The 25046-nt window shown below is 67.8% G+C and carries 20 protein-coding genes; 4 read left to right on the forward strand and 16 right to left on the reverse strand.

Features of this window, described 5'->3' with window-relative positions:
• Window position 1: 1 nt before the first annotated feature.
• From ABWV53_RS00445 to ABWV53_RS00490, 10 genes are all read right to left on the reverse strand, one after another.
• Window positions 2–784 (reverse strand): lysophospholipid acyltransferase family protein, encoded by a 783-nt coding sequence (locus ABWV53_RS00445; protein WP_353361805.1) that lies wholly within the window; start codon window positions 782–784, stop codon window positions 2–4.
• A gap of 86 nt (window positions 785–870) precedes the next feature.
• Window positions 871–1482 carry a D-glycero-alpha-D-manno-heptose-1,7-bisphosphate 7-phosphatase gene (locus tag ABWV53_RS00450; protein ID WP_353361807.1) on the reverse strand — a complete coding sequence of 204 codons (612 nt, stop codon included), beginning with the start codon at window positions 1480–1482 and terminating at the stop codon, window positions 871–873.
• A 79-nt stretch (window positions 1483–1561) separates the two neighbouring features.
• On the reverse strand, window positions 1562–3733 hold the full coding sequence (gene glyS, locus ABWV53_RS00455) for a glycine--tRNA ligase subunit beta (RefSeq protein ID WP_353361809.1): 2172 nt from the start codon (window positions 3731–3733) through the stop codon (window positions 1562–1564).
• 24 nt (window positions 3734–3757) lie between these two features.
• Entirely contained in the window at window positions 3758–4714 is a 957-nt protein-coding gene (glyQ, locus tag ABWV53_RS00460) for a glycine--tRNA ligase subunit alpha (RefSeq protein WP_353361811.1), read from the reverse strand.
• Between the two features lie 293 nt (window positions 4715–5007).
• Window positions 5008–7956, reverse strand: a complete 2949-nt coding sequence (locus ABWV53_RS00465; protein WP_353361813.1) for a glycosyltransferase — start codon at window positions 7954–7956, stop codon at window positions 5008–5010.
• The gene (locus ABWV53_RS00470) at window positions 7949–9328 is read right to left on the reverse strand and encodes an ABC transporter ATP-binding protein (RefSeq protein ID WP_353361815.1); all 1380 of its coding nucleotides are present in this window, start codon (window positions 9326–9328) and stop codon (window positions 7949–7951) included. The genes ABWV53_RS00465 and ABWV53_RS00470 overlap by 8 nt, the downstream gene beginning before the upstream one ends.
• On the reverse strand, window positions 9318–10151 hold the full coding sequence (locus ABWV53_RS00475; RefSeq protein WP_502903800.1) for an ABC transporter permease: 834 nt from the start codon (window positions 10149–10151) through the stop codon (window positions 9318–9320). The genes ABWV53_RS00470 and ABWV53_RS00475 overlap by 11 nt, the downstream gene beginning before the upstream one ends.
• A 327-nt stretch (window positions 10152–10478) precedes the next feature.
• Window positions 10479–11705, reverse strand: coding sequence for a beta-ketoacyl-ACP synthase I (fabB, locus tag ABWV53_RS00480; protein WP_353361819.1), 1227 nt, complete (start codon window positions 11703–11705; stop codon window positions 10479–10481).
• A complete protein-coding gene (gene fabA / locus ABWV53_RS00485) occupies window positions 11702–12244 on the reverse strand; it encodes a 3-hydroxyacyl-[acyl-carrier-protein] dehydratase FabA (protein WP_353361821.1) in 543 nt (180 codons plus the stop codon). Before fabA ends, fabB begins: the two co-directional genes overlap by 4 nt.
• Window positions 12245–12574: 330 nt before the next feature.
• Window positions 12575–13687 carry a type II asparaginase gene (locus tag ABWV53_RS00490; protein WP_353361823.1) on the reverse strand — a complete coding sequence of 371 codons (1113 nt, stop codon included), beginning with the start codon at window positions 13685–13687 and terminating at the stop codon, window positions 12575–12577.
• Window positions 13688–14014: 327 nt separating this feature from the next.
• Here ABWV53_RS00490 and ABWV53_RS00495 point away from each other — a divergent pair, with 327 nt between their 5' ends.
• Window positions 14015–14947, forward strand: a complete 933-nt coding sequence (locus ABWV53_RS00495; RefSeq protein ID WP_353361825.1) for a LysR family transcriptional regulator — start codon at window positions 14015–14017, stop codon at window positions 14945–14947.
• 10 nt (window positions 14948–14957) lie between these two features.
• On the opposite strand, the gene lnt is transcribed toward ABWV53_RS00495, so the two are convergent.
• From lnt to ABWV53_RS00515, 4 genes are all read right to left on the reverse strand, one after another.
• Window positions 14958–16580 (reverse strand): apolipoprotein N-acyltransferase, encoded by a 1623-nt coding sequence (gene lnt, locus ABWV53_RS00500; protein ID WP_353361827.1) that lies wholly within the window; start codon window positions 16578–16580, stop codon window positions 14958–14960.
• Entirely contained in the window at window positions 16580–17482 is a 903-nt protein-coding gene (locus ABWV53_RS00505) for a CorC family transporter (RefSeq protein ID WP_353361829.1), read from the reverse strand. Before ABWV53_RS00505 ends, lnt begins: the two co-directional genes overlap by 1 nt.
• Window positions 17483–17571: 89 nt before the next feature.
• Entirely contained in the window at window positions 17572–18243 is a 672-nt protein-coding gene (locus tag ABWV53_RS00510) for a GNAT family N-acetyltransferase (RefSeq protein ID WP_353361831.1), read from the reverse strand.
• 316 nt (window positions 18244–18559) lie between these two features.
• Window positions 18560–19042, reverse strand: a complete 483-nt coding sequence (locus ABWV53_RS00515) for an Lrp/AsnC family transcriptional regulator (RefSeq protein ID WP_353361833.1) — start codon at window positions 19040–19042, stop codon at window positions 18560–18562.
• A 231-nt stretch (window positions 19043–19273) separates the two neighbouring features.
• Here ABWV53_RS00515 and hppD point away from each other — a divergent pair, with 231 nt between their 5' ends.
• The 3 genes from hppD (at window position 19274) to phhA (ending at window position 22481) form a co-directional block, all read left to right on the forward strand.
• Window positions 19274–20416: a 4-hydroxyphenylpyruvate dioxygenase gene (hppD, locus tag ABWV53_RS00520; RefSeq protein WP_353361835.1), complete on the forward strand. Its 1143-nt coding sequence runs from the start codon at window positions 19274–19276 to the stop codon at window positions 20414–20416.
• 136 nt (window positions 20417–20552) lie between these two features.
• Window positions 20553–21557 carry a Bug family tripartite tricarboxylate transporter substrate binding protein gene (locus ABWV53_RS00525; RefSeq protein WP_353361837.1) on the forward strand — a complete coding sequence of 335 codons (1005 nt, stop codon included), beginning with the start codon at window positions 20553–20555 and terminating at the stop codon, window positions 21555–21557.
• A gap of 81 nt (window positions 21558–21638) precedes the next feature.
• Window positions 21639–22481, forward strand: a complete 843-nt coding sequence (phhA, locus tag ABWV53_RS00530) for a phenylalanine 4-monooxygenase (RefSeq protein WP_353361839.1) — start codon at window positions 21639–21641, stop codon at window positions 22479–22481.
• Between the two features lie 53 nt (window positions 22482–22534).
• Here the strand turns inward: phhA and ABWV53_RS00535 are convergent, their stop codons facing one another.
• Window positions 22535–23452, reverse strand: a complete 918-nt coding sequence (locus tag ABWV53_RS00535; RefSeq protein ID WP_353361841.1) for an esterase/lipase family protein — start codon at window positions 23450–23452, stop codon at window positions 22535–22537.
• A gap of 101 nt (window positions 23453–23553) precedes the next feature.
• A partial coding sequence (locus tag ABWV53_RS00540; RefSeq protein ID WP_353361843.1) for a sulfite reductase subunit alpha occupies window positions 23554–25046 on the reverse strand: 1493 nt, incomplete at its 5' end.

The following is a 25046-nucleotide window of genomic DNA, read 5'->3' on the forward strand; positions in this document are numbered from 1 at the left end:
CTCAGCGCTCCGCCCGGCCGGGCAGCGCGTGCGCCGGGGCGCCGCTTGCCGCATACGCATCGGGGTCGAGCCGGCGCATCTCGCCTTCGATCCACGCCTCCACCTCGCGCATCAGCTCGTCGGGCGAGCGGCCGGTGGTCGGGATGGCGCGGCCGATGGACACGTCCACCGTGCCCGGCCGCTTCACGAAGGCCTTGCGCGGCCACACCTTGGCGGACGTCACCGCGATGGGCACCACCGGCACGCCCGCTTCGATGGCCAGGCGCGCGCCGCCGCTCTTGTACTGCCCGCGCTCGCCGCGCGCGGCCCGCGTGCCCTCGGGGAACATGATCACCCAGGTGCCCTGCGCCAGCAGCCGCCGGCCCTGGGCCAGCACCTTGCCGAAGGCCTCGGCACGCTGGCCCCGGTCGATATGGATCATGTCCAGGCTGCCGATGGACCAGCCGAAGAACGGAATGCGCAGCAGCTCGCGCTTGAACACGTAGGCGAGCGGGCGCGGCATGATCGCCGGCATCAGGAAGGTCTCGTAGGTGGACTGGTGCTTGACCAGCAGCACCACGCCCTGCGCCGGGTCGGTGGGCAGGTGCTCCATGCCCGCCACGCGGGTACGGATGCCGATGAACCACCGCGCCGCATCCACGCTGAGCTTGAGCCAGGCGCGGGCGATGCGGTAGCGGGCCCGGCTGTGGCCGCCGAGGGCCCGCACGATCAGGATCGCCAGGGTGTAGGGCACCACGGTGACGGTCATCCACAGCAGGTGCAGGAGGGACGCGAGGAAGGCCATGGCAGGGTCGCTCGGGCGCGTTTTCGAAGGGTTTTCGGGCTCCAGCGCCGATGGATCCAGCGCAGGCAGCTATGGTTTCAACAGCATCAGACGGCCACGGCCAGGCCGGCCGCCTCGGGCGGCTCGCCGGGGCGCGGAGCGGCGGTCACCTCCAGCAGCGTGGCCGCCAACGCCTCCAGGCTGGCGTGCAGGCGGGTGCCGGCCGGCCAGCCCTCGGGCACGGGCTGCTCGGGCAAGAGCCCGGCCGCGCGGCCAGTGCAGACACTGTGCAGCTGGCGCGCGCCGATGGCGGCGGCCGCCTGCAGATGGGTGGCGCAGCTGCCGATGGCGACCACGTCGCTGCCCTCCACGCCGTAGCGGTCGCAGACCTGCTCCATCAGGCCCGGCAGGGGCTTGCGGCAGGTGCAGGGCTCGCTGTCGGCATGCGGGCAGTAGAACACCGCGTCGATGCGCCCGCCGGCCGCGGCCATCATGCGGTGCATGCGCGCATGGATGGCGTTGAGCGCCAGCACGTCGAAAAGGCCGCGCCCGAGGCCCGGCTGGTTGGTGGCCACCACCAGGTGCCAGCCCGCCCGGTTCAGCCGGGCCAGCGCCTCGAAGGCGCCGGGCACCGGGTGCCAGTCGCTTTCGGAGGCGATGAACTCCTCGTCGCCCAGGGCGTTGAGCGTTCCGTCACGGTCGAGGATGGCGATTTTCATGGCGCGGCGGTCGGTGGGTGACGGGCGGTGGGCGACGAGGGGCGGCACGGCGGTGCGGGGCGACGAACGTCGGGCAGGGTCAGGCCGCCAGGCGCGACAGGTCGGCCACGCGGTTCATCGCCACGTGCAGGCGCTTGAGCAGGCCTTGGCGATTCAGGCGCAGGTCCAACTGCTCGGCATTGACCATCACGTCGTCGAAGAACGCATCGACCGGTGCGCGCAGCACGGCCAGCGTCTGCAGGCTGGCGGTGAAGTCGCCGGCCTCGAACTGCGCATCGGCCTCGGGCACGAAGCGCTGCAGCGCGGCGAACAAATCCTGCTCGGCCTTTTCCTGCAGCAGGTCGGGGTTGACGTGCGGGTCCACCGCGCCTTCGACCTCGGCTTTTTTCAGGATGTTGCCCACGCGCTTGTTGGCCGCGGCCAGCGCCGGCGCCTCGGGCAGCGTGGAGAAGGCGCGCACCGCCGCCAGCTGCCGTTGCACCAGCGACAGGCGCTGCGGGCGCAGGGCGATGACGGCGTCCACTTCCTGCGCGCTGTAGCCCTGCTCGCGCAGGCTGCCGGCCAGGCGGTCGTAGATGAAGTCGGCCAGCGCCGTGCTCGCGTCCTCGATCTTGGCGCCGAAGGCGGGCACCGCGCTCGCCAGCACCGACTGCAGATCGAGCGGCAGATCCTTTTCGACCAGCATGCGGATCACGCCCAGCGCATGGCGGCGCAGCGCGAACGGGTCGCGGTCGCCGGTGGGCAGGTTGCCGATGCCGAACATGCCGACCAGCGTCTCCAGCTTGTCGGCCAGGGCCACGATCACGCCCACGTTCTCACGCGGCAGTTCGTCGCCGGCGAAGCGCGGCTTGTAGTGGTCCTCGATCGCATGGGCCACCTCGTGCGCCAGACCGTCGTTGGCGGCGTAGTAGCCGCCCATGATGCCCTGCAGCTCGGGGAATTCGCCCACCATGTCGGTGACCAGGTCGGTCTTGGCCAGCAGCGCGGCCGTGTCCACGCACGACAGCAGGTAGTCGCGGGCGATCTCGCCGTCGGGCGAATCCAGCTCGGGGCTCTGCGCGCCGATGCCGGCGAAGAGCTGCTCGGCGATCGCACGGGCGATGGCGCGCACGCGCTCGACGCGCTCGCCCTGCGTGCCCAGCTTGTTGTGGTAGACCACCTTGGCCAGCAGCCCGACGCGCGAATGCAGCGTCTTCTTGCGGTCCTGGTCGAAGAAGAACTTGGCGTCGGCCAGGCGCGGGCGCACCACGCGCTCGTTGCCGCCGATGACGGCGCTGGCGTCCTGCGGGCTGATGTTGCTCACCACCAGGAACTGGTGCGTGAGCTTGCCCTCGGCGTCCAGCAGCGGGAAGTACTTCTGGTTGGCCTTCATCGTCAGGATCAGGCATTCCTGCGGCACGTCCAGGAATTCCTTCTCGAATTCGCAGACCAGCACGTTCGGCCGCTCGACCAGCGCGGTCACTTCGTCGAGCAGTGCGTCGTCGTCGATGGCACGCACGCCGCCGCCCACGCGCTCGGCCGCCGCCTGCAGCTGGCGCGCGATCTCGGCGCGGCGCTCGGCAAAGCTCGCGATCACGGCGCCTTCGCGCTGCAATTGCTCGGCATAGCTGTCGGCGCTCTGGATGACGACCGGATCCACCGCCGCCTCGAAGCGGTGGCCCTGCGTGGTGTTGCCCGCGGCCAGGCCCAGCGCCTTCACCGACAGCAGCACCTCGGTGCCGTGCATCGCCACCAGGCCATGCGCCGGGCGCACGAAGTTCACGCTGCTCCAGCCGTCGGCCAGCTGGTAGCGCATCACCTTCGGGATGGGCAGCTTGGCGATGGCGTCCTGCAGCGCCTTCTGCAGCCCGTCGGCCAGCGTAGCGCCCCGGGCGGTGCTGTTGTAGAACAGCACGTCGGCCTTGCCGTCGTTGACGCGGGCCAGGCCCGGCACGGCCGAGGCGTCGGCGCCCAATGCCGCCAGCTTCTTCAGCAGCGCGGGCGTGGCCGTGCCATCGGCGGCCAGGCCCACCGCCACCGGCATCAGCTTGTGCGAGACGGCCTTGTCTGCCGCGGCGGGCGCCACTTCGGTGATGTGCGCCGCCAGCCGGCGCGGCGAGGCGAAGGCGGTGCTGCGCGAATGGGCAGCCGTCAGGCCCTGGGCCTTGAGCTGCTCGAACAGCACGCCGGCGAAGGCGTCGCCCAGTTTCTGCAGCGCCTTCGGGGGCAGTTCTTCGACGAACAGTTCAACGAGGAGATTGGGATAGGTCATGTCTGGATGCTCCGCGCTGCGCCTTCAGGCGGCCTTCTTGTTGTTGTTGTTCTGTTGTTGCTGTTGCTGCTCGGCCTTGGCCAGATCGGCCAGCACCTCGGTGGCCCAGTCCTTGGGCGCCATCGGGAAGCCCAGCCGCGCCCGGCTGTCGAGGTAGCTGCGCGCCACCGCCCGCGCCAGGTTGCGGATGCGGCCGATGAAGGCGGCCCGCTCGGTCACGCTGATGGCGCCGCGTGCGTCCAGCAGGTTGAAGCTGTGCGCGGCCTTGAGCACCTGCTCGTAGGCCGGCAGGGCGAGCTGCTGCTCCATCAGGTGCTGGGCCTGCTTTTCATGGGCGTTGAAGGCGGTGAAGAGAAAGTCCGCGTCCGCATGCTCGAAGTTGTAGGTGGACTGCTCCACCTCGTTCTGCTTGTACACGTCGCCATAGCTGAGGCCGTCGGTCCAGGTCAGGTGGTAGACGTTGTCCACACCCTGCAGGTACATGGCCAGGCGCTCCAGGCCGTAGGTGATCTCGCCCGTGGCGGGCTTGCAGTCGATGCCGCCGACCTGCTGGAAATAGGTGAACTGCGTCACCTCCATGCCGTTGAGCCAGACTTCCCAGCCCAGGCCCCACGCGCCCAGCGTGGGGTTCTCCCAGTCGTCTTCCACGAAGCGGATATCGTTCTTCTTCAGGTCGAACCCCAGCGCCTCCAGCGAGCCCAGGTACAGCTCCAGGATGTTGGCCGGCGCGGGTTTCAGCACCACCTGGTACTGGTAGTAGTGCTGCAGGCGGTTGGGGTTCTCGCCGTAGCGGCCGTCCTTGGGCCGGCGGCTGGGCTGCACATAGGCGGCCTTCCAGGGCTCGGGGCCCAGGGCCCGCAGAAAGGTGGCAGTGTGCGAAGTGCCGGCGCCGACTTCCATGTCGTAGGGCTGCAGCAGCGCGCAGCCTTGTTCAGCCCAGTACGACTGCAGCTTCAAGATGATTTGCTGGAAGGTCAACATGCGTGTTCTGGCACGGCCGGGGGCCATGCGATGGATAAAGGGGAAAGGCACGCGGGCGCGCGCGGAACCGCCGATTTTACGAGCCCGGGGCGGCAGGGCACCGGCGGCAGCGCCGTACGGGTTGCTCGAATTAAAAATCGTTGCCAGCGCTCGGCATACGAACAACTGCAGCTATAGACTTTATAGCACCGTGGACACGAAGACCGTTCGCGGAGCAGTGACCCCCCAAAAGGCCTTCGCGCGGCATCAGCTCTCCGGCCCGCGGCCGGGCGATACCGCGAGACAGGCGCGCTCTACTGGGCTGGTGAATTCCACGATTCCACTCGTGGAGGAAAGGCGAGCGAAAAGTCTTCCGCCATCAGGGTCAGGTTGGGGTTGTAAGCGGGGTCACGCACGAGTTCGGCCGCCCAACGCCTGTGCATGTAATGCACTTCCGACGCGAATCTTTGCTGCTTCTCCGGAGCGATGTCCTGTCCCCGTGTCGCCGACTCATGGTGGTAGAGCAGCGCATGAGGAGTCCAAACATTCCTCAAGCCGACTTCACGCAACCGCAGGCAGAAATCGACGTCATTGAAGGCCACCTTCAAATCGCGCTCGTTCAAACCACCCACTGCCTGATAGTGTCTCTTCTGAACCAAGAGGCAAGCGGCCGTGACGGCAGAGTACGACTGAATCAGATTGCTTCTGTTGAAGTACCCGGTATGGCCACGGGAAAAGTATTTCATGGCATGACCAGCAACGCCGCCCAGCCCCAGCACCACTCCCCCGTGCTGCAACCGGCCGTCGGGGTAAAGCAGTTTGGCGCCCACTGCACCCACGCCAGGCTGCAGCGCCAAACCGACCATCTCACCCAACCACTCCGGTGCGATGACTTCGATATCGTTATTGATCAGCCCGATCAACTGGCCGCGCGCTTCCTCGACGGCCCGATTGTTCAGCGCCGAGTAATTGAATTCGCCATCGTCGCGCAGCACCCGAATTCCAGGCCTAGCATCGAGACTTTTAAAGTAGTCGACTGCGGCCGGATCGTCAGACCCGTTGTCTATCAGGATGATTTCGTACTCTCGGTAGAGAGTCTTTTCGACGATGCTGTCGATACACTGTTGAACCAGTCCCGCAGCATTGCGCGTGGGAATGACCAGCGAGACCAGAGGCCGCGCTGCCGGAAGCGCGTACGAAACGTGATAGCCGCTCAGGTCGGCAGTGACAGTGGCTTCCACTCCCTTGCGCGCAAGATGCTCACTGATGGCGCGCCTTCCCGCTTCCAGTGCGTATGGCTTCGCTTCCGAGGCCTGCGCCGTGCTTTGGGGATGCGCCCGCCAGTGATAGAGGATGCGAGGCACATGCTGGATCTGTGAAGGCTCCAGTTTCTCGATGCAGCGCAACACCAAGTCATGATCCTGCGCGCCTTCAAAACCGACGCGAAAGCCCCCGACGTCTCGCACGAGTGACGCGTCATAGACGCCGAGGTGGCAGAAGAAGTTCTGCGAGTAAAAGAGATCCAGGTTCCAATCCGGCTTGAAATAGGGCTCGCACCGTTGGTTCGACGCACCGATCTTGTCTTCGTCTGAATAGAACAGGCGCGCATCGGGAAAGCGGTGTATGGCGTCGGCCATCCAGAAGAGGGCGTGCTCGGGCAGCAGATCGTCATGATCCATGAGCGCGATCCATTGGCCTCTGACCAGATCCACCGCCGAGTTGGACGCTGCAGAGATGTGACCGTTTTCTTTTCTGAACTCCACTTTGATGCGCGGATCGTCCTTGGCGTAGCGCGCCAGCAGGCGGCGGACTTCCACGTCGCTGGAGGCGTCATCCGCAATGCAGAGTTCCCAGTGCGGATAGATTTGCGAACGCACGGATTCAATGGCCTCCCGCAACCAATCGATCCTGGCGTTGTAGGTAGGCATGACGACGGAAATCAACGGGTGCGTCGGCATGGACGAGATCTCTGACCGCAGTCTCTGCCGCATCGTGTCGTCAATGGTGTCGTATGCCGCCATCCACCTTGCGTAGTCACCCGGTACGCCATTCGAAGTGCCCGGAGCCCGCTGCTGGCCTGCCCGTGCCAATGCCTCTAAAACCCCCTCAATACCACGTTCGCGCGCCACCGAGAAAACCGCCTTCCCCGTAGCGACGACTGCATCACCCGAGCCCAGTCGGGTTGCCAGTACCCGGCCAAAACGCCGAGCCCAGGCCATCTTTCCGCGCGCGCTGCGCAACGGCTGCGTGATACGCCAGCTGAGCGTATTCTCCATCGCCCGAACCAGAGTGGTGACCCGGCTGACCTCGGCATCGAGAAGACCCACACGGGCCCTAGCGGATTCGAGGCTTTGCCGTTCGGTTGCCAGGCTTTGTCTTTCCGCATGCAGGGCGCTCTCCAGCTCGGCGTGACGAGCCTGGAGATGACTCAACTCGGTGCGCAAGCGGGGCAGCTCGTCTTCAGGCAGGGGCACAACTTGCGACCACCGATTGTTCGACTCATCAGGAACATAGGGGGTCAGCGTGTTGAGCTCTGCCACCACGAGGGCTTCACCCCCCACGATATGGCGCACTCCCAGAACGTTTCGCGGTGCGTCCGCCTTGCGCACGACGCACAGTGAGTTGATGAATTCCACCGAGTGCACCTGGGCGAGGATTTCCTCGTCGAAACCGATGTCGTATTCACGCGCGAAGCTGGCGAGGACATCTGCACGCTCGGCGCGCACTCCCCAGTGCTCGTGATTGATCACGTCGGCAAGGCGCTTGAAGAAAGCCATGGACGAAGCAGGATCGAACAGCCCGCCTTCGAAGCCCGCCCAGTAACTGCAATGCAGATCCTCAGCCAGGAAAAGTCCTCCTGGCTTCAAATGAGCAAAGTACCGCACGAACGACTTGACGATGTCGCTCGATGTGTGAGATCCATCATCTATGACGATATCCAGGTCACCGCCATGGCTCAGGATCGCAGCGTGCGCCGCGTCTGTATTTGCATCGCCAACGACGACTGAGATGCGTGGATCTGCATAGACCAGGTGTCGGCATTCGGGGTTGATGTCACACCCGATGATGCTGCGCGCAGCCAGGAAGTATGAAGCCCATATCTCCAACGAGCCGCCGTTCTGAATACCGATTTCCAGCAGCCGAATCGGTGAGTTCCTGAATGGCGTGAACAGCCTGTCGTATTCAGCGAGATAGATATCCCACTTGTCCGAGACCTTGCCCTGATGCGACCGGTAAAGCTGCATCAACGTGGGTTCAACCATGGGTCACCTCAAAATCAATACTCTCGAATGGCACGCCCACCAAGCCCCAACGGACCTTGCTGGATGCAACATTAAGGATGAGCGCGTCGTGCATGTAATGGTGTTGCACGTTGCTCTCCAGCGTGCCGTCAGCCACTGAGGCCATCAGGGCGTATGCGCCGTTGGGCAACATCGGAAGACGGAAGGTGAAGCGTGCGGTACAAACCTGACCCGCTTTCATGGATCGTGGAGAGGTCGCAGTGAGGGGAAGGGTGTTTTCCCCGATCAGGTCCTGCCCGAGTCGATCTTTCAAAAGAAACCCCAGGATCGGGCGATCAAGATCCTGATGTGCCACGGCACGTATCGTGACCTGCACCCGCTCTCCACCCTCCAGCAGTGCGACATCCTCGCCGTCCGCTCTCTTCAACTCCACTGCGGTGATTTCCGCCCCTCCCGTTTTCCAGCCCCGCGCTTGCTCCAGGTTGGAATGCTCGATACGGACCGAAGCTTCGTAATCCACCACAGGCGGCGCCACCTCCGCTGCCGACGCATTCACGCTGGATCCTTCGTTGGACGCACTGGCCGACGAATCTGTGTTCAGCTCTTGAAGATCCGTGGCGTTGCCATATACATCCTGCAACGTAGAGCGCAGATAGGCCTCCACCACGCGTTGTGACGAGCCCGATTGCATGATTTGGCCGTGCGACATCCAGAGAGAAGTCCGGCACAGATTCTGGACAGACCCCATGTCATGGCTGACAAAAAGCAGCGTGCCCTTCTCCTGGAAGGACCGGATGAAGCGCATGCACTTCTGGGTGAAAACAGCGTCCCCCACCGAGAGTGCCTCGTCGATGATGAGAACGTCAGCGTCCACGTGAGCGATCACCGAGAAAGCAAGCCGGATGTACATCCCGCTGGAATAGGTCTTCACCGGCTGCTCGATGAAGGAACCGATATCCGCGAAGGCCGCGATGGCGTCGAACCGCTGATCGACCTGCTCGGAGTTCAACCCGAGCAGCGCGGCGTTCATGTAGACATTGTCGCGACCGGAGAACTCCGGATTGAAGCCGGCGCCGAGTTCCAGGAGCGCAGCGACCCGACCGTGCACTTCGACGCGGCCCGCAGTAGGCGTCAACGTGCCGCAGATGGCCTGCAAGAGGGTGGACTTCCCCGACCCGTTGCGTCCGATGATGCCCACCGTGTCCCCTCTTCGCACCTCGAAAGACACATCACGCAATGCCCAGAACTCGTTGTAGAAATTGCGCGGCTCCCGTCCCATCCAGCGTTGAAACCTGGGTGCGATGAACTGCTTGAGGCGATCACCAGGTTGGTCGTAGATCTGGTAGCACTTGCTGAGATGTTCTACCCGGATGGCGATTTCGTCAGAGGACATCGGCGAAACCTTTGCGGGTTTTCTGAAACCATGCATAACCCGCCCAAGCAGCCATCGAGGCGAAGAATGCGTAGCTTGCCAGCCCGGACCAATCTGGCAATTGGCCGAAGATCAGCACCGCGCGAGTCTGTTCGATGATGAAGGTCAGGGGGTTGAGTTGCATCCAGGGCTGGATCGATGGTGGAAGTGCACTAACGGGAAAGAAAATGGGCGACAGGAACATCAGCACCGTCGTCAAGACACCGACTATCTGGCCGATGTCACGGGCGAACACACCCAGTGACGAGATGACCCATCCGCAACCCATCGACAGCATCGCCAGGGGCAGAAACACGAGAGGCAAGAAAACAGCTGTCCACTGCAGTCCCTCGTGCACCACGGCGTATGCCAGCAACAGCACGCCGACGCTGATGACCGTATGAAAGAGGGCAGCCAAGGTCACTACCGCTACCAGAACTTCCAAAGGGAACACCACCTTCTTGACGTAGTTGGCGTTCGCCACGATCAACTGGGGAGAGCGGTTGAGCACCTCGGCGAAGAACGCCTGGACGATCATTCCGGCGAACAGCAAGATGGCGAACTGCGAGCGAGGCTCGGCGGCATCGCCTGCATGCCACTTCGCCTTGAACACCACCGAAAAAACGAAGGTGTAGATGACCAGCATCATGAGTGGGTTGATCAGCGACCACAGCAGGCCCATGGCCGATCCCTTGTATCGTCCCACCACCTCCCGACGGGCCATTTGGACAATCAAGGATCTGTGTCGCCATAGGCTTCCGACACAGGAGCGCAACGACGTGGGCTGTTCAGCATTCGGATTCAAACCAACACCTCGCCGCTTTCGAATGACCGGCAAGACTTCGCCTGGTGATGGATTCGTGCAGTGCTGTGACGCATGAATGAGGGCAGGCTAGATGAGGATCGCGGGAAAGCCCACATGACCATGGTTGAAGTGGCGTCCGGTGATGGCGCGCCGAAGTAAGCGGGCAAGCGCAAAGCGGCGGATTCTACAACCCCCAGCAGTGCATATTCCGCCTGACAGATAGCACGCGACCGACGAAAGCAAAATAGCTACATTCGCTTAATACATAAGCGCCTGTAGCTATTATTTTCATAGCAACACACCAAGGCGGTGCGTTGCGGTGCCGGATCAGGCCGTCCAGCGGCGCAGCACCAGGCTGGCGTTGGTGCCGCCGAAGCCGAAGCTGTTGGACAGCACGGTGGTCAGCTCGGCGTCGCGCGACTGGCGCACCACGGGCATGCCTTCGGCGGCCGGGTCCAGGTTCTCGATGTGGGCCGAGCCGGCGATGAAGCCTTCCTGCAGCATGTAGAGGCAGTAGATCGCCTCCTGCACGCCCGTCGCGCCCTGCGAGTGGCCGGTGAGCGACTTCGTCGAAGAGAACGGCGGCACCTTGTCGCCGAACACCTCGCGCAGCGCGCGCAGCTCGGGCAGATCGCCCACCGGGGTGGAGGTGCCGTGCGTGTTCACGTAGTCGATGGGGCCGCCACCGGCTTCGGCCACGGCCTGCCGCATGCAGGCGATGGCGCCGTCGCCCGAGGGCGCGACCATGTCTTCGCCGTCCGACGACAGGCCGAAGCCGACGATCTCGGCCAGGATGGTGGCGCCGCGCGCCTGGGCGTGCTCCAGGCTCTCCAGCACCAGCGCGCCGCCACCGCCAGCGATGACGAAGCCATCGCGGTCCACGTCGTAGGGGCGCGACGCCTTCTCGGGCGTGTCGTTGTACTTGGCGGACATGGCGCCCATGCCGTCGAACAGCATGGCCAGGCCCCAGGACAGCTCTTCGCCGCCGCCCGCGAACATCACGTCCTGCAGGCCGAAGGCGATCTGCTGGGCCGCCACGCCGATGCAGTGCGCGGACGTGCTGCAGGCCGAGGTGATCGAGAAATTGATGCCCTTGATGGCGAAGGCCGTGGACAGGTTGGCCGACACGGTGGAGCCCATGCAGCGCGTGACCTGGTAGGGCCCGACGCGGCGGATGCCCTTGGAGCGCAGGGTGTCGGCCGCCTCGATCTGGTTGGCCGGCGAGCCGCCGCCCGAACCCATGATGAGGCCGGTGCGGGGGTTGGAGACCTGCTCGGGCGCCAGGCCCGCCTGGGCGATGGCGTCCTTCAGCGACAGATAGGCGTAGGCCGCCGCATCGCCCATGAAGCGGCGCAGCTTGCGGTCGATCAGCGCGTCCAGGTCGATCTGGGGAATGCCCGCCACCTGGCTGCGCAGGCCGAGCTCCTTGAACTCGGGCATGGCGCGGATGCCGGAGCGGCTTTCGCGCAGCGACTGCACCACCGTCTGCCGGTCATTGCCGATGCACGAGACGATGCCCGCGCCCGTGATGACGACGCGCTTCTTGCTGGTCATGCCGTGGCTCCCGCTGCGGGTGCTCCGTCCTTCCCGTCTTCTTCGCGCTTGAAGAGGCCGACGCGGAGGTCGTTGGCCACATAGATCTCCTGGCCGTCCGCCAGCAGGCGGGCATCGCCGATGGCCATGACCAGCTTGCGCTTGATGACGCGCTTGATGTCGATCTCGTAGGTGACGAGCTTGACCTGAGGGCCCACTTCGCCAGTGAACTTGACTTCACCCGCGCCCAGGGCGCGGCCGCGGCCGGGCAGTTGCAGCCAGGTGAGGTAGAAGCCGATGAGTTGCCACATGGCGTCCAGCCCCAGGCAGCCGGGCATGACCGGGTCGCCCTGGAAATGGCAGGCAAAGAACCAGAGGTCCGGCTTGACGTCGAGTTCGGCACGAATCTTTCCCAGCCCGTGGGCGCCGCCGTCGGCGTCGATGTGCGTGATGCGGTCGAACATCAGCATGGGCGGCAGCGGCAGGCGGCCGCTGTCGGGGGTGAACAGCCGGCCTTCACCCGAGGCGATCAGTTGTTCATAGGAAAAGGAATCAGCCATTGTCAGTCGTGCTCCAGATCGGCACCTTGCCGTCGCGGGGGAGGGGTGGGAAACTAAAAAAAACTCGCAAATGCCAGCATGCGCCGCCATGGCGGCGCATGTACAGGGGCCCATATTGTGCCGGGCCGCCGCCCTGCATTATCCAGCGTGCCGATGCCCCGGGCATGCGCCAGGGACAAGGGAGATCACCTATCCTGCCCCCAAAGCGCCACCTGGCCGGTAGGCCAGAACCCACAAAAGCCCCGGATGGGGCTTTTGTGGAGGGTGGCGCAAGGCTGCCGCCGAGCGGCGGCGTACCCCGCCCGGCTCTCAGTTCAGCAGATCAGCAGATCAGTACTGCCAGAAGATGCGCTGCAGTTCCTGGCTGCTCTGCGGACGCGTCAGCGCCACGGCGGCCAGGATGCGGGCCTTCTGCGGGTTCAGGTCGTGCGCGACCACCCAGTCGTACTTGTCGTCGGGCTGTTCAGCATTGCGCAGCACGAAGCCGTCGGCCACGCGCGAGGAGCGCACCACGTGCACGCCCTGGCCGCGCAGCTCCTGCAGCGCGGGCACCACGCGGTCGGCCACCGAGCCGTTGCCGGTGCCGGCGTGGATCAGCGCCTTCACGCCCGAGCGGCCCACGGCCTCGACCGTCGAGCGCGGCACGTTGCCGTAGCCGTAGACGATCTCCACCGGCGCCAGCGTGTCGATCTCGTCGATGTTGAATTCCGACTGCGCCGTGTGGCGCTTGACCGGCGCGCGGAACCAGTAGCTCTTGCCTTCGACCACCATGCCCAGCGGGCCCCACTGGCTGCGGAACGCCTGGGTCTTGATGTTGACGCCCTTGGTGACGTCACGCCCGCTCTGGATCTCGTCGCTCATGGTCACCAGCACGCCCTTGCCGGCCGATTCCGGGCTGGCGGCCACGGTGACGGCGTCCAGCAGGTTCAGCGCGCCGTCGGCCGACAGCGACGTGCCCGGCCGCATCGAGCCCACCACCACGATGGGCTTGCTGGTGCGCACCACCAGGTTCAGGAAGTAGGCGGTCTCTTCCAGCGTGTCGGTGCCGTGGGTGATGACGATGCCGTTCACGTCGGGCTGCTTGGCCAGCGCGGACACGCGCTTGCCCAGCGCCAGCAGCTGCGCGTTGGTGAAGCTCTCCGACGCGATCTGGAACACCTGCTCGCCCCGCACCGTGGCCACGTTGCCCAGCTCGGGCAGGCCGGCCAGCAGCTTGTCGACCGGCACCTTGGCGGCCGCGTACGACGCGCTGTTGGTGGCCGAGGCGCCCGCGCCGGCGATGGTGCCGCCGGTCGCCAGCACCACCACCTGGGGCTTGGCGACGACGACGGCCTGCTGCGCGGGTTGCGCGGCGGGGGCCAGCTGCTGCGCGGGCGCGGCGATGGCCCAGGCGGCAAAGGCGGCGCCGGCCAGCAGGCGCTTGAGTTTCAGGTGCGAAAACATGGTGGTCGATTCTCCGGAAATGTCAGGAAGGGGTCGTTGCAATGCGGCGGTGGTTCGCGGCCGGGGCACGCCTCGCGCCCTGGCCCGGCTCCCCACCGACCCGCGCCGATCGCCGCAGGTGCCGTATGGTAGGGAGCCGCCGAGAGGCCGATGGGGAATAATCGCCGGCCGGGTGTGAACGGAAGTCATATCCGGGAAAACACCGCCGCCCAGCGCTATCACGATCCGTGCCAGCCGGTGGCGCGGCCCCGTCGGCGCGAACGAATCCGTCCCGGCCCTCCTTATCTTTCCCCACCGGCAGCGGCGCGGACCCTCCTGCTGAGCCCCATGAACCTGCGGCAACTCGAAGTCTTCCAGGCGGTCATGCAGACCGGCAACATGAGCGCCGCCGGGCGGCTGATCCGCATCACGCCGTCGGCCGTGAGCAAGACCATCGCCCATGCCGAGCTGCAGCTGGGCTACCTGCTCTTCAGCCGCGTGCGCGGCACGCTGGTGCCCACGCCCGAAGCGCAGGCGCTGTTCGCCGCGTCCAGCCAGATCCACCGCCAGCTGGACGAGCTGCGCCACACGGCCCTGAACCTGCGCCAGCCGGAGGGCGGCCTGGTGCGCATCGCCGCGATTCCTTCGGTCACGCATGCCTTCCTGCCGGCGGTGCTGGAGCAGCACGCCCTGCGCGCGCCCCGCGTGCAGATCGAAGTGCGCACGCTGCACCAGGATCAGATCGCCCAGGCGCTGCTCACCCGCGCGGTCGACGTCGGCCTGGGCTTCTACCCGCATCCGCACCCGCAGGTGCACAGCGAGATCCTGGTCAGCGGACCGCTCTTCATCGCCATCACCCGCGAGATCTGGCAGCGCGCCGTGCGCGTGAACCGGTCCGACCCGCTCAGCTTCCTGGCCAATACGCCGATGATTCCGCTGCTGGGCGACGACCCCATGCGCCCGCACATGGCGGAGCTGGCGCGGCAGCTGGGCGTGCATCAGGAGCTGGGCATCCAGGTGCAGACATCGCAGCTGGCGCTGGAGCTGGTCAAGCGCGGCATGGGCTGGACGATGGTGGAGTTCCTCACCGCCAGCAACCTGGACGCCGCCACCATGGCCGCCGTGCCGGTGCGCGACCTGCCGCCCATTCCCTTCTACGCCTACCACGCCACCCGCTGGCCGCCCGACCGCCAGGCGGCGCGGCTGCTGGCGTCGCTGCCGGGGCTGCTCGACCGCGCACTGGCACGGCCGCACGCGCAGCCCGCGCAGCCTGCGGAGTAGGAATCCGGTCTCAGCCGCGGAGCGTGCGGCGCCACCGCGCTGCCCACGCAGCCCCCGCCACCGCCAGCCCCAGCGCCCAGAACGGCCACAGCCCCCAGCGCGACACCCACCACGCGAACGGCGTGACGGCGCCGCTCTTGCCCTGCACCTCGGCCGCGAGCACGCCGCGCGTGTGCGGCGCCAGCGCGTGCGTCACGCGGCCCCGGTGGTCGATGACGGCCGTGGCGCCGGTGTTGGTGGCGCGCACCATGGGGCGCTCGAACTCCAGCGTGCGCATGCGGCTGATGGCCAGATGCTGGTCGATGGCCAGGCTGTCGCCGAACCAGCCGATGTTACTGAGGTTGACCATCACCGTCGGCGCGGTGGAGGCATCAGCGAAGCGCGCGCCCAGCTCCTCGCCGAACAGGTCTTCATAGCAGATGTTGGGCGCGATGCGCTCGCCCTGCCAGTCGAAAGACGGCTGGCCGACGGCTCCGCGGTTGAAGTCGCCCAGCGGGATGTTCATCAGCTCGGTGAACCAGCGGAAGAAGGGCGGAATGAATTCGCCGAACGGCACCAGGTGGTGCTTGTCGTAGCGGTAGGGAGCGCGCTGCCCGGACGCGAAGCCCAGCACGGAATTGGTGTAGCCCAGCTCGCCGTTGCCGAGCGGAATGCCGATCAGCGCGGCCTGCCGGCCGGTGGCGTAGCGGGCGGTGATGCCCTCCAGGTAGCCGGGCATGAGCTGTTGGGGCAGCAGGGGAATGGCGGTTTCCGGCGCTACCACCAGCGACGCGGTGGCGGCGTCGAGCTGGTCGGCGTACCAGCGCAGCGCCAGCGGCACGCCGCTGCCGGGCTGGAATTTCTCGTCCTGCGGGATGTTGCCCTGCAGCAGGGCCAGCGACAGCGTGCGCGGCGGCTCGATGGCCGTGTGGCAGAGCTCCACCGCGCAATGCCGCTGCGCCGTGAGCGCCGCCCAGGCCAGCAGCGCGACGGTCGCCAGCACCCAGACGCCCCGGCGGCGCGCGTCGGCCCGGCGCAGCAGCGCGATGCCCATGGCCAGCGCGGCGGCGGCGAAGCCGATGCCGTACACGCCCACGCTGCGCGCCAGCACGGCGAGCGGCCCGTCCACATGCGCGTAGCCGCCCGCGCCCCACGGAAAACCCGTCCACCAGATGCCGCGGGCCAGTTCGGCCAGCAGCCAGAAAGCTGCAAAAACGATAGCAGCCAGCGCTCTATTGACGGGCGCCAGAGCCCGAAAACACCCTGCGGCGACGGCGTAGTAGCTGCCCAGGAAAGCCGCCAGCCCCAGCACCGCCAGCACGGCCAGCGGCGCGGCCAAGCCGCCATAGGTATGCATCGAGATGAACAGCCACCAGAAGGTGCCCGCGAGCCACGCGGTGGCGAACAGCCAGCCCAGCGCCGCCGCCCGCCGGCCGCCGGGCGCGGCCACCAGCACCCGGGCCAGCAGCGCGAGCGACAGCACCTGCAGCCACCAGAGCGGCTGCCCGCCCCAGGGCCAGGCGATGGACGCGGCCTGCGCCAGGCCGGCGGCGGCCGAGGCCAGCCAGGGCCCTGCGCGCCGCCACGGCGCCGGCGACGCGGCGTGGCCGGGCAAGGGCGCGTCCGCGCGCACGGCAGCGGCCGGGGAGCGCATCAACCGCCGTGAGCCGAACCGGCGGCGGCAGCGGCGGCATCACCTTCCGTCGCCGGCGACACCTTGAACCACCGCACTGCCCCGCCCTTGGCGTGCAGCACCACGAACTGCAGCCCGCCCAGCACCACGGCCTCGCCCTTGCGCGGCATGCGGCCGAGTTCATGGACGATCAGCCCGCCGATGGTGTCGAAATCCTCATCCGGGTCGCTGGCCCGCAGCACCACGCCGAAGGCTTCGGCCACGCGCTCGACCGAGGTGTCGCCGCTCACCCGCCAGGTCTCGTCGGCCAGACGGAAGATGTCGCCCGCATCCTCGGGAATGTCGAACTCGTCCTCGATCTCGCCGACGATCTGCTCGAGCACGTCCTCGATGGTGACCAGGCCCGCCACGCGGCCGAACTCGTCGATCACCACCGCCATGTGGCTGCGCGTGCTGCGGAAGTCACGCAGCAGGTCGTTCAGGCCCTTGCTCTCGGGCACGAAGACGGCCGGGCGCAACAGCGCGCGGATGTTCAGCTCGGGCGCGCGCCGCAGCTTGAGCAGGTCCTTGGCCAGCAGCACGCCGATGATGTTCTCGCGCTCGTCCTGAAAGACCGGGAAGCGAGAATGCGCGGTGTCGATCACCTGGTTGACCAGCGTCTCGAGCGGCGCGCCGATGTCGAGCAGGTCCATGCGGGTGGAGGGCACCATCACGTCGCTGGCCGTCATCTCGGCCATCAGCAGCACGCGCTCGAGCATCACGCGGGCGTCCGCGTTGATGACGTCGTTGGTTTCGGCCTCGGCCAGGGTGGCGATCAGCTCGTCGGTCGAATCCGGTCCGGGGTGGATGAATTCGATGAGCTTCTGCAGGAAGGTGCGCTTGTCTTCCCGGTCGGAAGGGCGCCCCGGGTGGGGGTCTGCCACGGTCTTGGAATGCAGGACGTGCGGTCGTTGAACAAGCCGCAAGGATAGCGGATCGCCCCGGGGGGCCGGGCGCGTTTTCGTCGCGCCGCCTATTCGGCGGCCCGGTGGCGGCCGCTGCGCACGCCCTGGCGCACCTCCTGCACGCCCGAGAGGAACTTCCAGAACTGCCGCGCCTGCTTCTTGATCTGGTAGTTGGCCTCGCCGTAGTGCAGCGTCATCAACTCGGCCATATGCGTGGCGCGCCCGGCCGGGCTCAGCTGCAGGTACGCCTCGGCCTCCGAGCCGTCGCGGCGCACGGTGGCACCGGCGCGGCGGGCGATCTTCAGCATGGCGGTGTTCTCCGACAGCGCGTGGATGAACACCATGGTGACGCCCGCCGTGCGTGCATGCATCACGGCGCGCTCGAACAGGCGCGCCCCGAACCGCCGGCCGCGCGCGTGCGGCAGCACCGACACGCCGAACTCGGCGCAGCCCGGGTGGCCCGGCTGGGCGGCGAAGGCCAGGTGGGCGGTGGCGATCAGGTCGAGCCGGCGGTTGAAGATGCCGAAGATCTCGTCGCGCGCGAAGTCCAGCTGGTCGGCATAGCGGCGCACCTGCTCGTCGGTGGCGGCGTAGCCGAAGCGCAGGTAGCGGTCGGCCGGCGCCAGCGCCAGCAGGTGCCGGGCGATGCGCTCGCGGTGCTGCGGCCCCAGCGACCGGATGGGCACCGAGACACCGAACGACGAGGATGAAGAAGCAGCGGACGACGAGGCCGAGGACATGGATTCCCTCCGATGCGCGAGCGGCGCCCGCAGCCCATTGCGGCAAGCGTGCCAGCAAGTGCGGATCCAGTCAGGGAAAGACAGCATGATGGCTGCGATTCTAGGGTTTTCCCTAGTTTGGCGCAGCATCGTTTCCGGCCGGGCTGGTGGGGTGGCACGGGCCCGGAATACCCATCGAATCAGGCTCCACCGCCCTATCCATATGGGCCTTGCGCTATTAAATATATAGCAATCAGCATCGATGACCCGGCGCACCGCTGTCACCTGCGCGTCACCTACGCCCGCAGGACCGGTCGGCCGGCCCGCTGGCCGCGCCCTACAGCGGCACCGCCGTGGTGGCCTTGACCCGGTCCAGCACGAAGCTGGTCTTGCAGTCCTGCACGCTCGGGTGCTTGAGCAGCGTGTCCATGATGAAGCGGCTGTAGTGCGCCATGTCGGCCACCACCACCCGCAGCAGATAGTCCATCTCGCCCGTGAGCGCGGCGCATTCCACCACCTCCGGCCAGGTCTGCACGCTCGCGCGGAACAGGTCCATCGGGTTGCGCTTGTGGCTCTCGGTGTGCTTTTCCAGCCGCACGTTCAGGTAGGCCGTCAGCCCCAGGCCCACCGCCTCGGGCTGCACCAGCGCGACGTAGCGGTCGATGACGCCGGCGTCCTCCAGCCGCTTGGCGCGGCGCAGCACGGCGCTGGGCGACAGGCCCACCTGCTCGCCGATCACGTCATAGGTCTCGCGGCCATTCGCCTGCAGGCAGCGCAGGATGGCCCGGTCGAGCCTGTCGAGTGCATGAGGAGCGTCCATGGCGCAGGATTCTAGAGAGAGTCGGACGATTCGTGCCCAGCTTCACGTGGACCGAGCGATGCACCGGCAGCGCCTTTCGCGATAGTGGGGCCGGCGCAGCGCCGAGAAATGGCGCCACGCAGCTTTCCTGCAAGCCACCCCTGGTGCAGCGCAAATTTCGCCAGAAACATCCACACCCCTGCGCCTACAGTGCGTTGACCGACATCAACACGACGCACGGAGACCCCGCCCATGAACACCCCCCTGCCCGCCGAGGCGACCCAGACCATCGCCGCCCAGGAAACCGCCGCCTGGGAGAACCCCATGGGCACCGACGGCTTCGAGTTCATCGAATTCGCCGCGCCCGATCCGCAGGCCATGGGCCAGGTGTTCGAGGGCATGGGCTTCAAGCCCGTGGCGCGCCACCGGCACAAGAACGTGACGCTCTACCGCCAGGGCGAGATCAACTTCATCATCAACGCCGAGCCCGACAGCTTCGCGCAGCGCTTCGCCCGCCTGCATGGCCCGAGCGTCTGCGCGATCGCCTTCCGCGTGCACGACGCCAAGGCCGCCTACGAGCGCGCGCTGAACCTGGGCGCCTGGGGCTTCGCCGGTTCCGCCGGCCCGGGCGAGCTGAACATTCCCGCCATCAAGGGCATCGGCGACAGCGTGATCTACCTGGTGGACCGCTGGCGCGGCAAGAACGGCGCCCAGCCCGGCGACATCGGCAACATCGGCTTCTTCGACGTCGACTTCGAGCCGCTGCCGGGCGTGTCGGCTCAGGAGGCGCTGAACCCCAAGGGCCATGGGCTCACCTACATCGATCACCTGACGCACAACGTGCACCGGGGCCGGATGATCGAATGGGCCAATTTCTACGAACGCTTCTTCAACTTCCGCGAGATCCGCTACTTCGACATCGAGGGCCAGGTCACGGGCGTCAAGAGCAAGGCCATGACCAGCCCCTGCGGCAAGATCCGCATCCCGATCAACGAGGAAGGCAAGGAAAAGGCCGGCCAGATCCAGGAGTACCTGGACATGTACAACGGCGAGGGCATCCAGCACATCGCCATGGGCTCGGACGACCTCTTCGCCACGGTGGACGCGCTGCGCGCCTCGGGCGTGCGGCTGCTGGACACCATCGACACCTACTACGAGCTGGTGGACAAGCGCATTCCCGGCCACGGCGAGAGCGTGGAGGAACTGCACAAGCGCAAGATCCTGATCGACGGCAAGAAGGACGCCGTGCTGCTGCAGATCTTCAGCGAGAACCAGCTTGGGCCCATCTTCTTCGAGTTCATCCAGCGCAAGGGCGACGACGGCTTCGGCAACGGCAACTTCAAGGCGCTGTTCGAGAGCATCGAGCTCGACCAGATGCGCCGCGGCGTGCTGTAACCCCCCCAGGCCCCGCAGGCGCCCGACGCGTTCAGGGTTTGATTTTTCCGCCTCCCGGCACGCCAGCCCATGACGCGTTGCAACATGGCTTTCTATACTCCGCCCTTCGCCCGATCCGAAGACGAGGAGACCTCCCATGCCGCGCCGCCCCCTTCCCTTCCTGGCCTGGGCCGCGACCCTCGCGCCCCTGCTGCTGACGGCCACGCTGTCGGGCGGCGCCCGCCCGGCGCTCGCGCAGAACGCGGCCGCGCCGCTCGGCATCGTGGTGCCCTACCCGGCCGGCGGCCCGGTCGACAAGACGGCGCACATCCTCGCCAAGGCGGTGGCGCCGCAGCTCGGGCCCGTGGCGGTGCAGAACAAGCCGGGCGCGGGCGGCAACCTGGGCGCCGAGATGGTGGCCCGGGCGCCGGCGGACGGCAACCTGCTGGTGATGGGCGCCGTCGCCACCCATGCGGTGAACCCCTGGCTGGCCAAGCCCTTTCCCTACGACCCCATCGCCGACTTCACGCCCATCGTGCTGGTGGCGCGCACGCCCAACGTGCTGGTGATGGAGGCAGGCCTTGCGCAGCGCCTGCAGATCAAGACCACCAGCGACCTGGTGAAGTACCTCAAGGCGCACCCGGACACGCTGAAATACGGCTCGGGCGGCAGCGGCAGCATCGGCCACATCGCGGGCGAGATGTTCAAGTCGCTTACCAACACCCGCATGGCGCACACGCCCTTCCAGGGCGCCGGCCCGGCGCTGAAGGCGCTGCAGGAAGGCGGCGTGGCGCTGGCCTTCGACAACCTGGCCTCGTCGCTGCCCCTGATCCGCTCGGGCAAGCTGGTGGCGCTGGGGGTCACCTCGCTGGGCAGCGACGACGAACTGCCCCACGTGCCCAGCATCAACAGCGAAGTGCCGGGCTTCAACGTGTCGACCTGGTTCGGCCTGTTCGCGCCCGCCTCGCTGCCCTCCGCCGCCGCGCAGAAGTACGCCGCCGCTTTCTCCGCCGCCATGCAGACACCGGCGGTGCGCGAGCAGTTCAAGGCCATGGGGCTGGAGCCGGAGTCGTTGACGCTCGGTGCCTTCGGCAGCTTCGTGCGATCCGAGCACAGCAAGTACGGCTTTCTCATCAAGGCCGCCAAGATCAAGACCGACTAGGGGACCAGCCCTGCCGCGATGCCCCCGGCGCCTGCGGTGCGAGTCGGCTCCACCCACCGACCCACCAAAGGAGACAACGCCATGGGACAAGCACCCGTCGTCTACGGACAATCCAGCCGCCCACCGCGCGGCGACTACGGCCGCTGCGGCGCCGACTACACCTGCCCGCAGGACTTCGCCGCCTACACGCCGCAAGACCACGACACCTACCGGCGGCTCTATGAACGCCAGTCGGCGCTGCTGCCCGGGCTGGCGGCCGATGCCTTCATCGCCGCCCTGCCCTCGCTCGGCGCCCGGGACCGCATCCCGCGCTTCGACGAGATCAACGAACGGCTCTGGCGCGCCACCCGGTGGGAGATCGTGGGCGTGCCCGGCCTCATTCCGGAAGTGCCCTTCTTCACCCTGCTGGCGAACCGCAAGTTCCCGGTGACGGACTGGATCCGCACCCCCGAGGAGTTCGACTACATCGTCGAGCCGGACATCTTCCACGACCTGTTCGGCCACGTGCCGCTGCTCTTCAACCCCGTGTTCGCCGACTACGTGCAGCGCTACGGCCAGGGCGGCCTGAAGGCGCACGGGCTGGGCGCGTGCGAGCTGCTCTCGCGCCTGTACTGGTACACCATCGAATTCGGCCTGATCCGCCAGCCCGACGGCCTGCGCGCCTATGGGGCGGGCATCCTGAGCTCGGCCGGCGAGCTGCCCTACAGCGTGACCAGCCCCGAGCCGCAGCGCCTGCCCCTGCAGCTGGAGCGCACCATGCGTACCCGCTACCAGATCGACAGCTTCCAGAAGACCTACTTCGTGATCGACGACTTCGAGCAGCTCTTCGACATGACCGCGCCCGACTTCGCGCCGATCTACCAGCGCCTGGCCGGCCAGCCCGAGTTCGCCGCCGATGCGCGCGACGCGGCCGTGGCGGCCTGACCGCCATCCCTACAGGGCGAACGGGTCCGGCGGCGCGTTCAGTCCGCCAGCGCTCAGTCCGCCAGCAGCTCCAGGCAGGCCCGCATCACCGGCGGATGGAACGCCATCTGCACATGCGCCACGCCGGGCACGAAGCGGTTGTCCGCGCCGGGCAGCGTGGCGGTGCCGGCCGGAAAGACGATGTTGTCGCAGCTGGAATAAAAGCAGGTGAATAGAGCCGCGCGCCCGGGCGGCTCGGCGCGGCGCAGGGCCTGCACCCATTCGCCCTCCAGCGCCATCTGCCGGCCGTTCACCGCGTGGCTGAAGCGGCCGGCCCAGGTGCCGCCGTGGGGCGAGCCGAGCGTGATGACGCGGTGGGCGCAGGCCTCGGCCCGGCCGGCGTCGCAGGCCCGCAGCCAGGCCCGCGCGGCGATGCCGCCCATGCTGTGGCCGATGACGACGGGCGCGCGGCCGGTGGCCTCGGTCACGCGGCCCACGGCCGCGTCGATGGTGGCGGCGTAGTCGTCGATGGAGCCGAAGGGCGGCTCCAGGTCCACCGCCACAAAGGCATGGCCGCGCTCGCGCAGCAGCGGCAGCCAGGGCGTCCAGAACCCCCGGTTGCAGAGGAAGCCGTGCACCAGCACCACGCCGCGCGGCGCCGGGCCGGGCTCGCCGCGGCGCTCGGGCAGCCAGTCGGCGATGGCGCCGCGGCGGAAAGGCTGCCACCAGCCGAACACCCGCGTGGCCCAGCCGCTTTCGGCCCACCAGGCCCGCAGCATCTGCCCGGCGCCGGGCGCGGGCGAAGGGTCGGCCCGGTTGGCGCGGGCCATCAGCACGAACTGCAGCCCCATCAGCAAGCGAAAGCCCAGCAGCGCCAGCACCGGCCCGCCCAGCGCCCAGCCGGGCGAGCGGGGCCATTGCCAGGCGATCCAGGCGGCGGTGAGCGCCAGGTTGACGAAGACCATCCAGCGCTGCCAGCGTGCGTTGCTCAAGGGGCTGCCTTTCCAGGGGGCATCGCGGCGCCCACGCGCCGTGACGCTATGCATTTGATAGCTATCCGCGCTTGAATTTCAAGCGCCGGAGGCCATTTTCGTCAATAAACGTCGCGCCGGTAGCGCCCGGCGGCGATGAGGTCGTCCAGTGCGTCGCTGCCCAGCACCTCGGCCAGCGCGGCGTCCACGCCGGCGGCCATGCCCTGCAGGCTGCCGCAGACGTAGATCACCGCGCCGTCGTCCACCCAGGCGCGCAGGACGTCGGCGGCGTCGCGCAGCGCGTCCTGCACGTAGCGGCGCTCGGGCTGGTCGCGGGAATAGACGAAGTCGCCCCGCGCGATCTGGCCGGCCGCCAGCCAGCCGGCGGCCTCGGTCTCGCAATAGGCATCGCAGGCGCGCTGGCGTTCGCCGAACAGCAGCCAGTTGCGGTGGCGCCCGCCGCGGATGCGCGCCAGCAGGTGGCCGCGCAGGCCGGCATAGCCCGAGCCGTTGCCGATGAAGATCGCGGGGGCTTGCGCGCCAGCTTGCGCGCCGCTTTGCATGGCGCCGTCCTCGGCGGGCGCGAAGGCCATGTTCTCGACCAGCCGCAGCGCGACCGGCGCGCCCAGCGGCGCATGCGCCGTGAGCCAGCCCGACGCCAGGCCGAAGCCGGCCTCGTGCCGCACCTGGCGCACCAGCAGCGCCAGATGGCCGTCGCCGGGCAGCGAGGCCACCGAATAGCTGCGCGCCGCCAGCGGCTGCAGCGTGTCGGCCAGGGCCTGCCAGGCGCCGGCCGGCGGCGTGCCGGCATCCGCGCCGGTCAGGGCCGGCGTCTCGGCCGGCACGGGCAGCACGCTGCACGCCAGCGCGTCGCGCAGGCTCACCGTCCGGCCGGCCCGGCGCACCGGGGCATCACCCGGCCAGCCGTGGCGCCGCAGCAGCGTGTCGAGGGTGGCGTCGTCATGGCGCGGCAGCACTTCGACCAATGCGCCGGCCTGCCAGCCGGGGGCGGGCGCGCCGGGCGGCGGCGTGAGCTGCAGGGCGAAGAGCGGCGCGCCCTGGCTGCCGGGGTTGCACAGCGCGCGCGCCGCCAGCGTCCAGTCGGCGAAGGCCGGGGCGCCGACATCGCCCAGCAGGGGCGGGGCCGCATCGGCCGCCGCCGCCAGCCCGGGCGCGTTCAGGTGGCCGGCCAGCGCAGCCAGCCACGCGGGCCAGGCGGCCGCGTCCTCGCCGTCCATCTCGATCAGCGGGAAGAGCGGCTGCGCGCCCAGGCGGCGCAGCTGGTGGTCCAGCGCATGGCCGAAGCCGCAGAAGGCGGCGTAGTGCCGGTCGCCCAGCGCCAGCAGGCCGTAGCGCACCGGCGCCAGCGCCGTGCCCTGCGCCTGGGCCAGGTTGCGGGCGAAGCGCCGGGCCGCGTCGGGCGGGTCGCCCTCGCCGAAGGTGCTGGCGATGAACAGCACGCGGCGGTGATGGCGCAGCGCTTCGGCGCCCAAAGTGGCCACAGGCGCGAGCGTGGCGGCGAGCCCGGCGCCGCGCAGCAGGGCGGCGGTGCGCACGGCCAGCCGCTCGGCCCGGCCGGACTGGCTGGCATAGGCCACCAGCACGGCGTCGTCGC

It is taken from the genome of Acidovorax sp. FG27, assembly GCF_040365715.1.
Taxonomy (GTDB): Bacteria; Pseudomonadota; Gammaproteobacteria; order Burkholderiales; family Burkholderiaceae_C; genus Paracidovorax.

Coding starts and splice junctions, on each gene's coding strand:
- glyS (WP_353361809.1), bottom strand. CDS start 3,733: ATGACCTATCCCAATCTCCTCGTTGAACTGTTCGTCGAAGAACTGCCC.
- ABWV53_RS00445 (WP_353361805.1), bottom strand. CDS start 784: ATGGCCTTCCTCGCGTCCCTCCTGCACCTGCTGTGGATGACCGTCACC.
- ABWV53_RS00510 (WP_353361831.1), bottom strand. CDS start 18,243: ATGTCCTCGGCCTCGTCGTCCGCTGCTTCTTCATCCTCGTCGTTCGGT.
- lnt (WP_353361827.1), bottom strand. CDS start 16,580: ATGCGCTCCCCGGCCGCTGCCGTGCGCGCGGACGCGCCCTTGCCCGGC.
- fabA (WP_353361821.1), bottom strand. CDS start 12,244: ATGGCTGATTCCTTTTCCTATGAACAACTGATCGCCTCGGGTGAAGGC.
- hppD (WP_353361835.1), top strand. CDS start 19,274: ATGAACACCCCCCTGCCCGCCGAGGCGACCCAGACCATCGCCGCCCAG.
- ABWV53_RS00525 (WP_353361837.1), top strand. CDS start 20,553: ATGCCGCGCCGCCCCCTTCCCTTCCTGGCCTGGGCCGCGACCCTCGCG.
- ABWV53_RS00470 (WP_353361815.1), bottom strand. CDS start 9,328: ATGTCCTCTGACGAAATCGCCATCCGGGTAGAACATCTCAGCAAGTGC.
- ABWV53_RS00465 (WP_353361813.1), bottom strand. CDS start 7,956: ATGGTTGAACCCACGTTGATGCAGCTTTACCGGTCGCATCAGGGCAAG.
- ABWV53_RS00450 (WP_353361807.1), bottom strand. CDS start 1,482: ATGAAAATCGCCATCCTCGACCGTGACGGAACGCTCAACGCCCTGGGC.
- ABWV53_RS00490 (WP_353361823.1), bottom strand. CDS start 13,687: ATGTTTTCGCACCTGAAACTCAAGCGCCTGCTGGCCGGCGCCGCCTTT.
- ABWV53_RS00515 (WP_353361833.1), bottom strand. CDS start 19,042: ATGGACGCTCCTCATGCACTCGACAGGCTCGACCGGGCCATCCTGCGC.
- fabB (WP_353361819.1), bottom strand. CDS start 11,705: ATGACCAGCAAGAAGCGCGTCGTCATCACGGGCGCGGGCATCGTCTCG.
- glyQ (WP_353361811.1), bottom strand. CDS start 4,714: ATGTTGACCTTCCAGCAAATCATCTTGAAGCTGCAGTCGTACTGGGCT.
- ABWV53_RS00495 (WP_353361825.1), top strand. CDS start 14,015: ATGAACCTGCGGCAACTCGAAGTCTTCCAGGCGGTCATGCAGACCGGC.
- phhA (WP_353361839.1), top strand. CDS start 21,639: ATGGGACAAGCACCCGTCGTCTACGGACAATCCAGCCGCCCACCGCGC.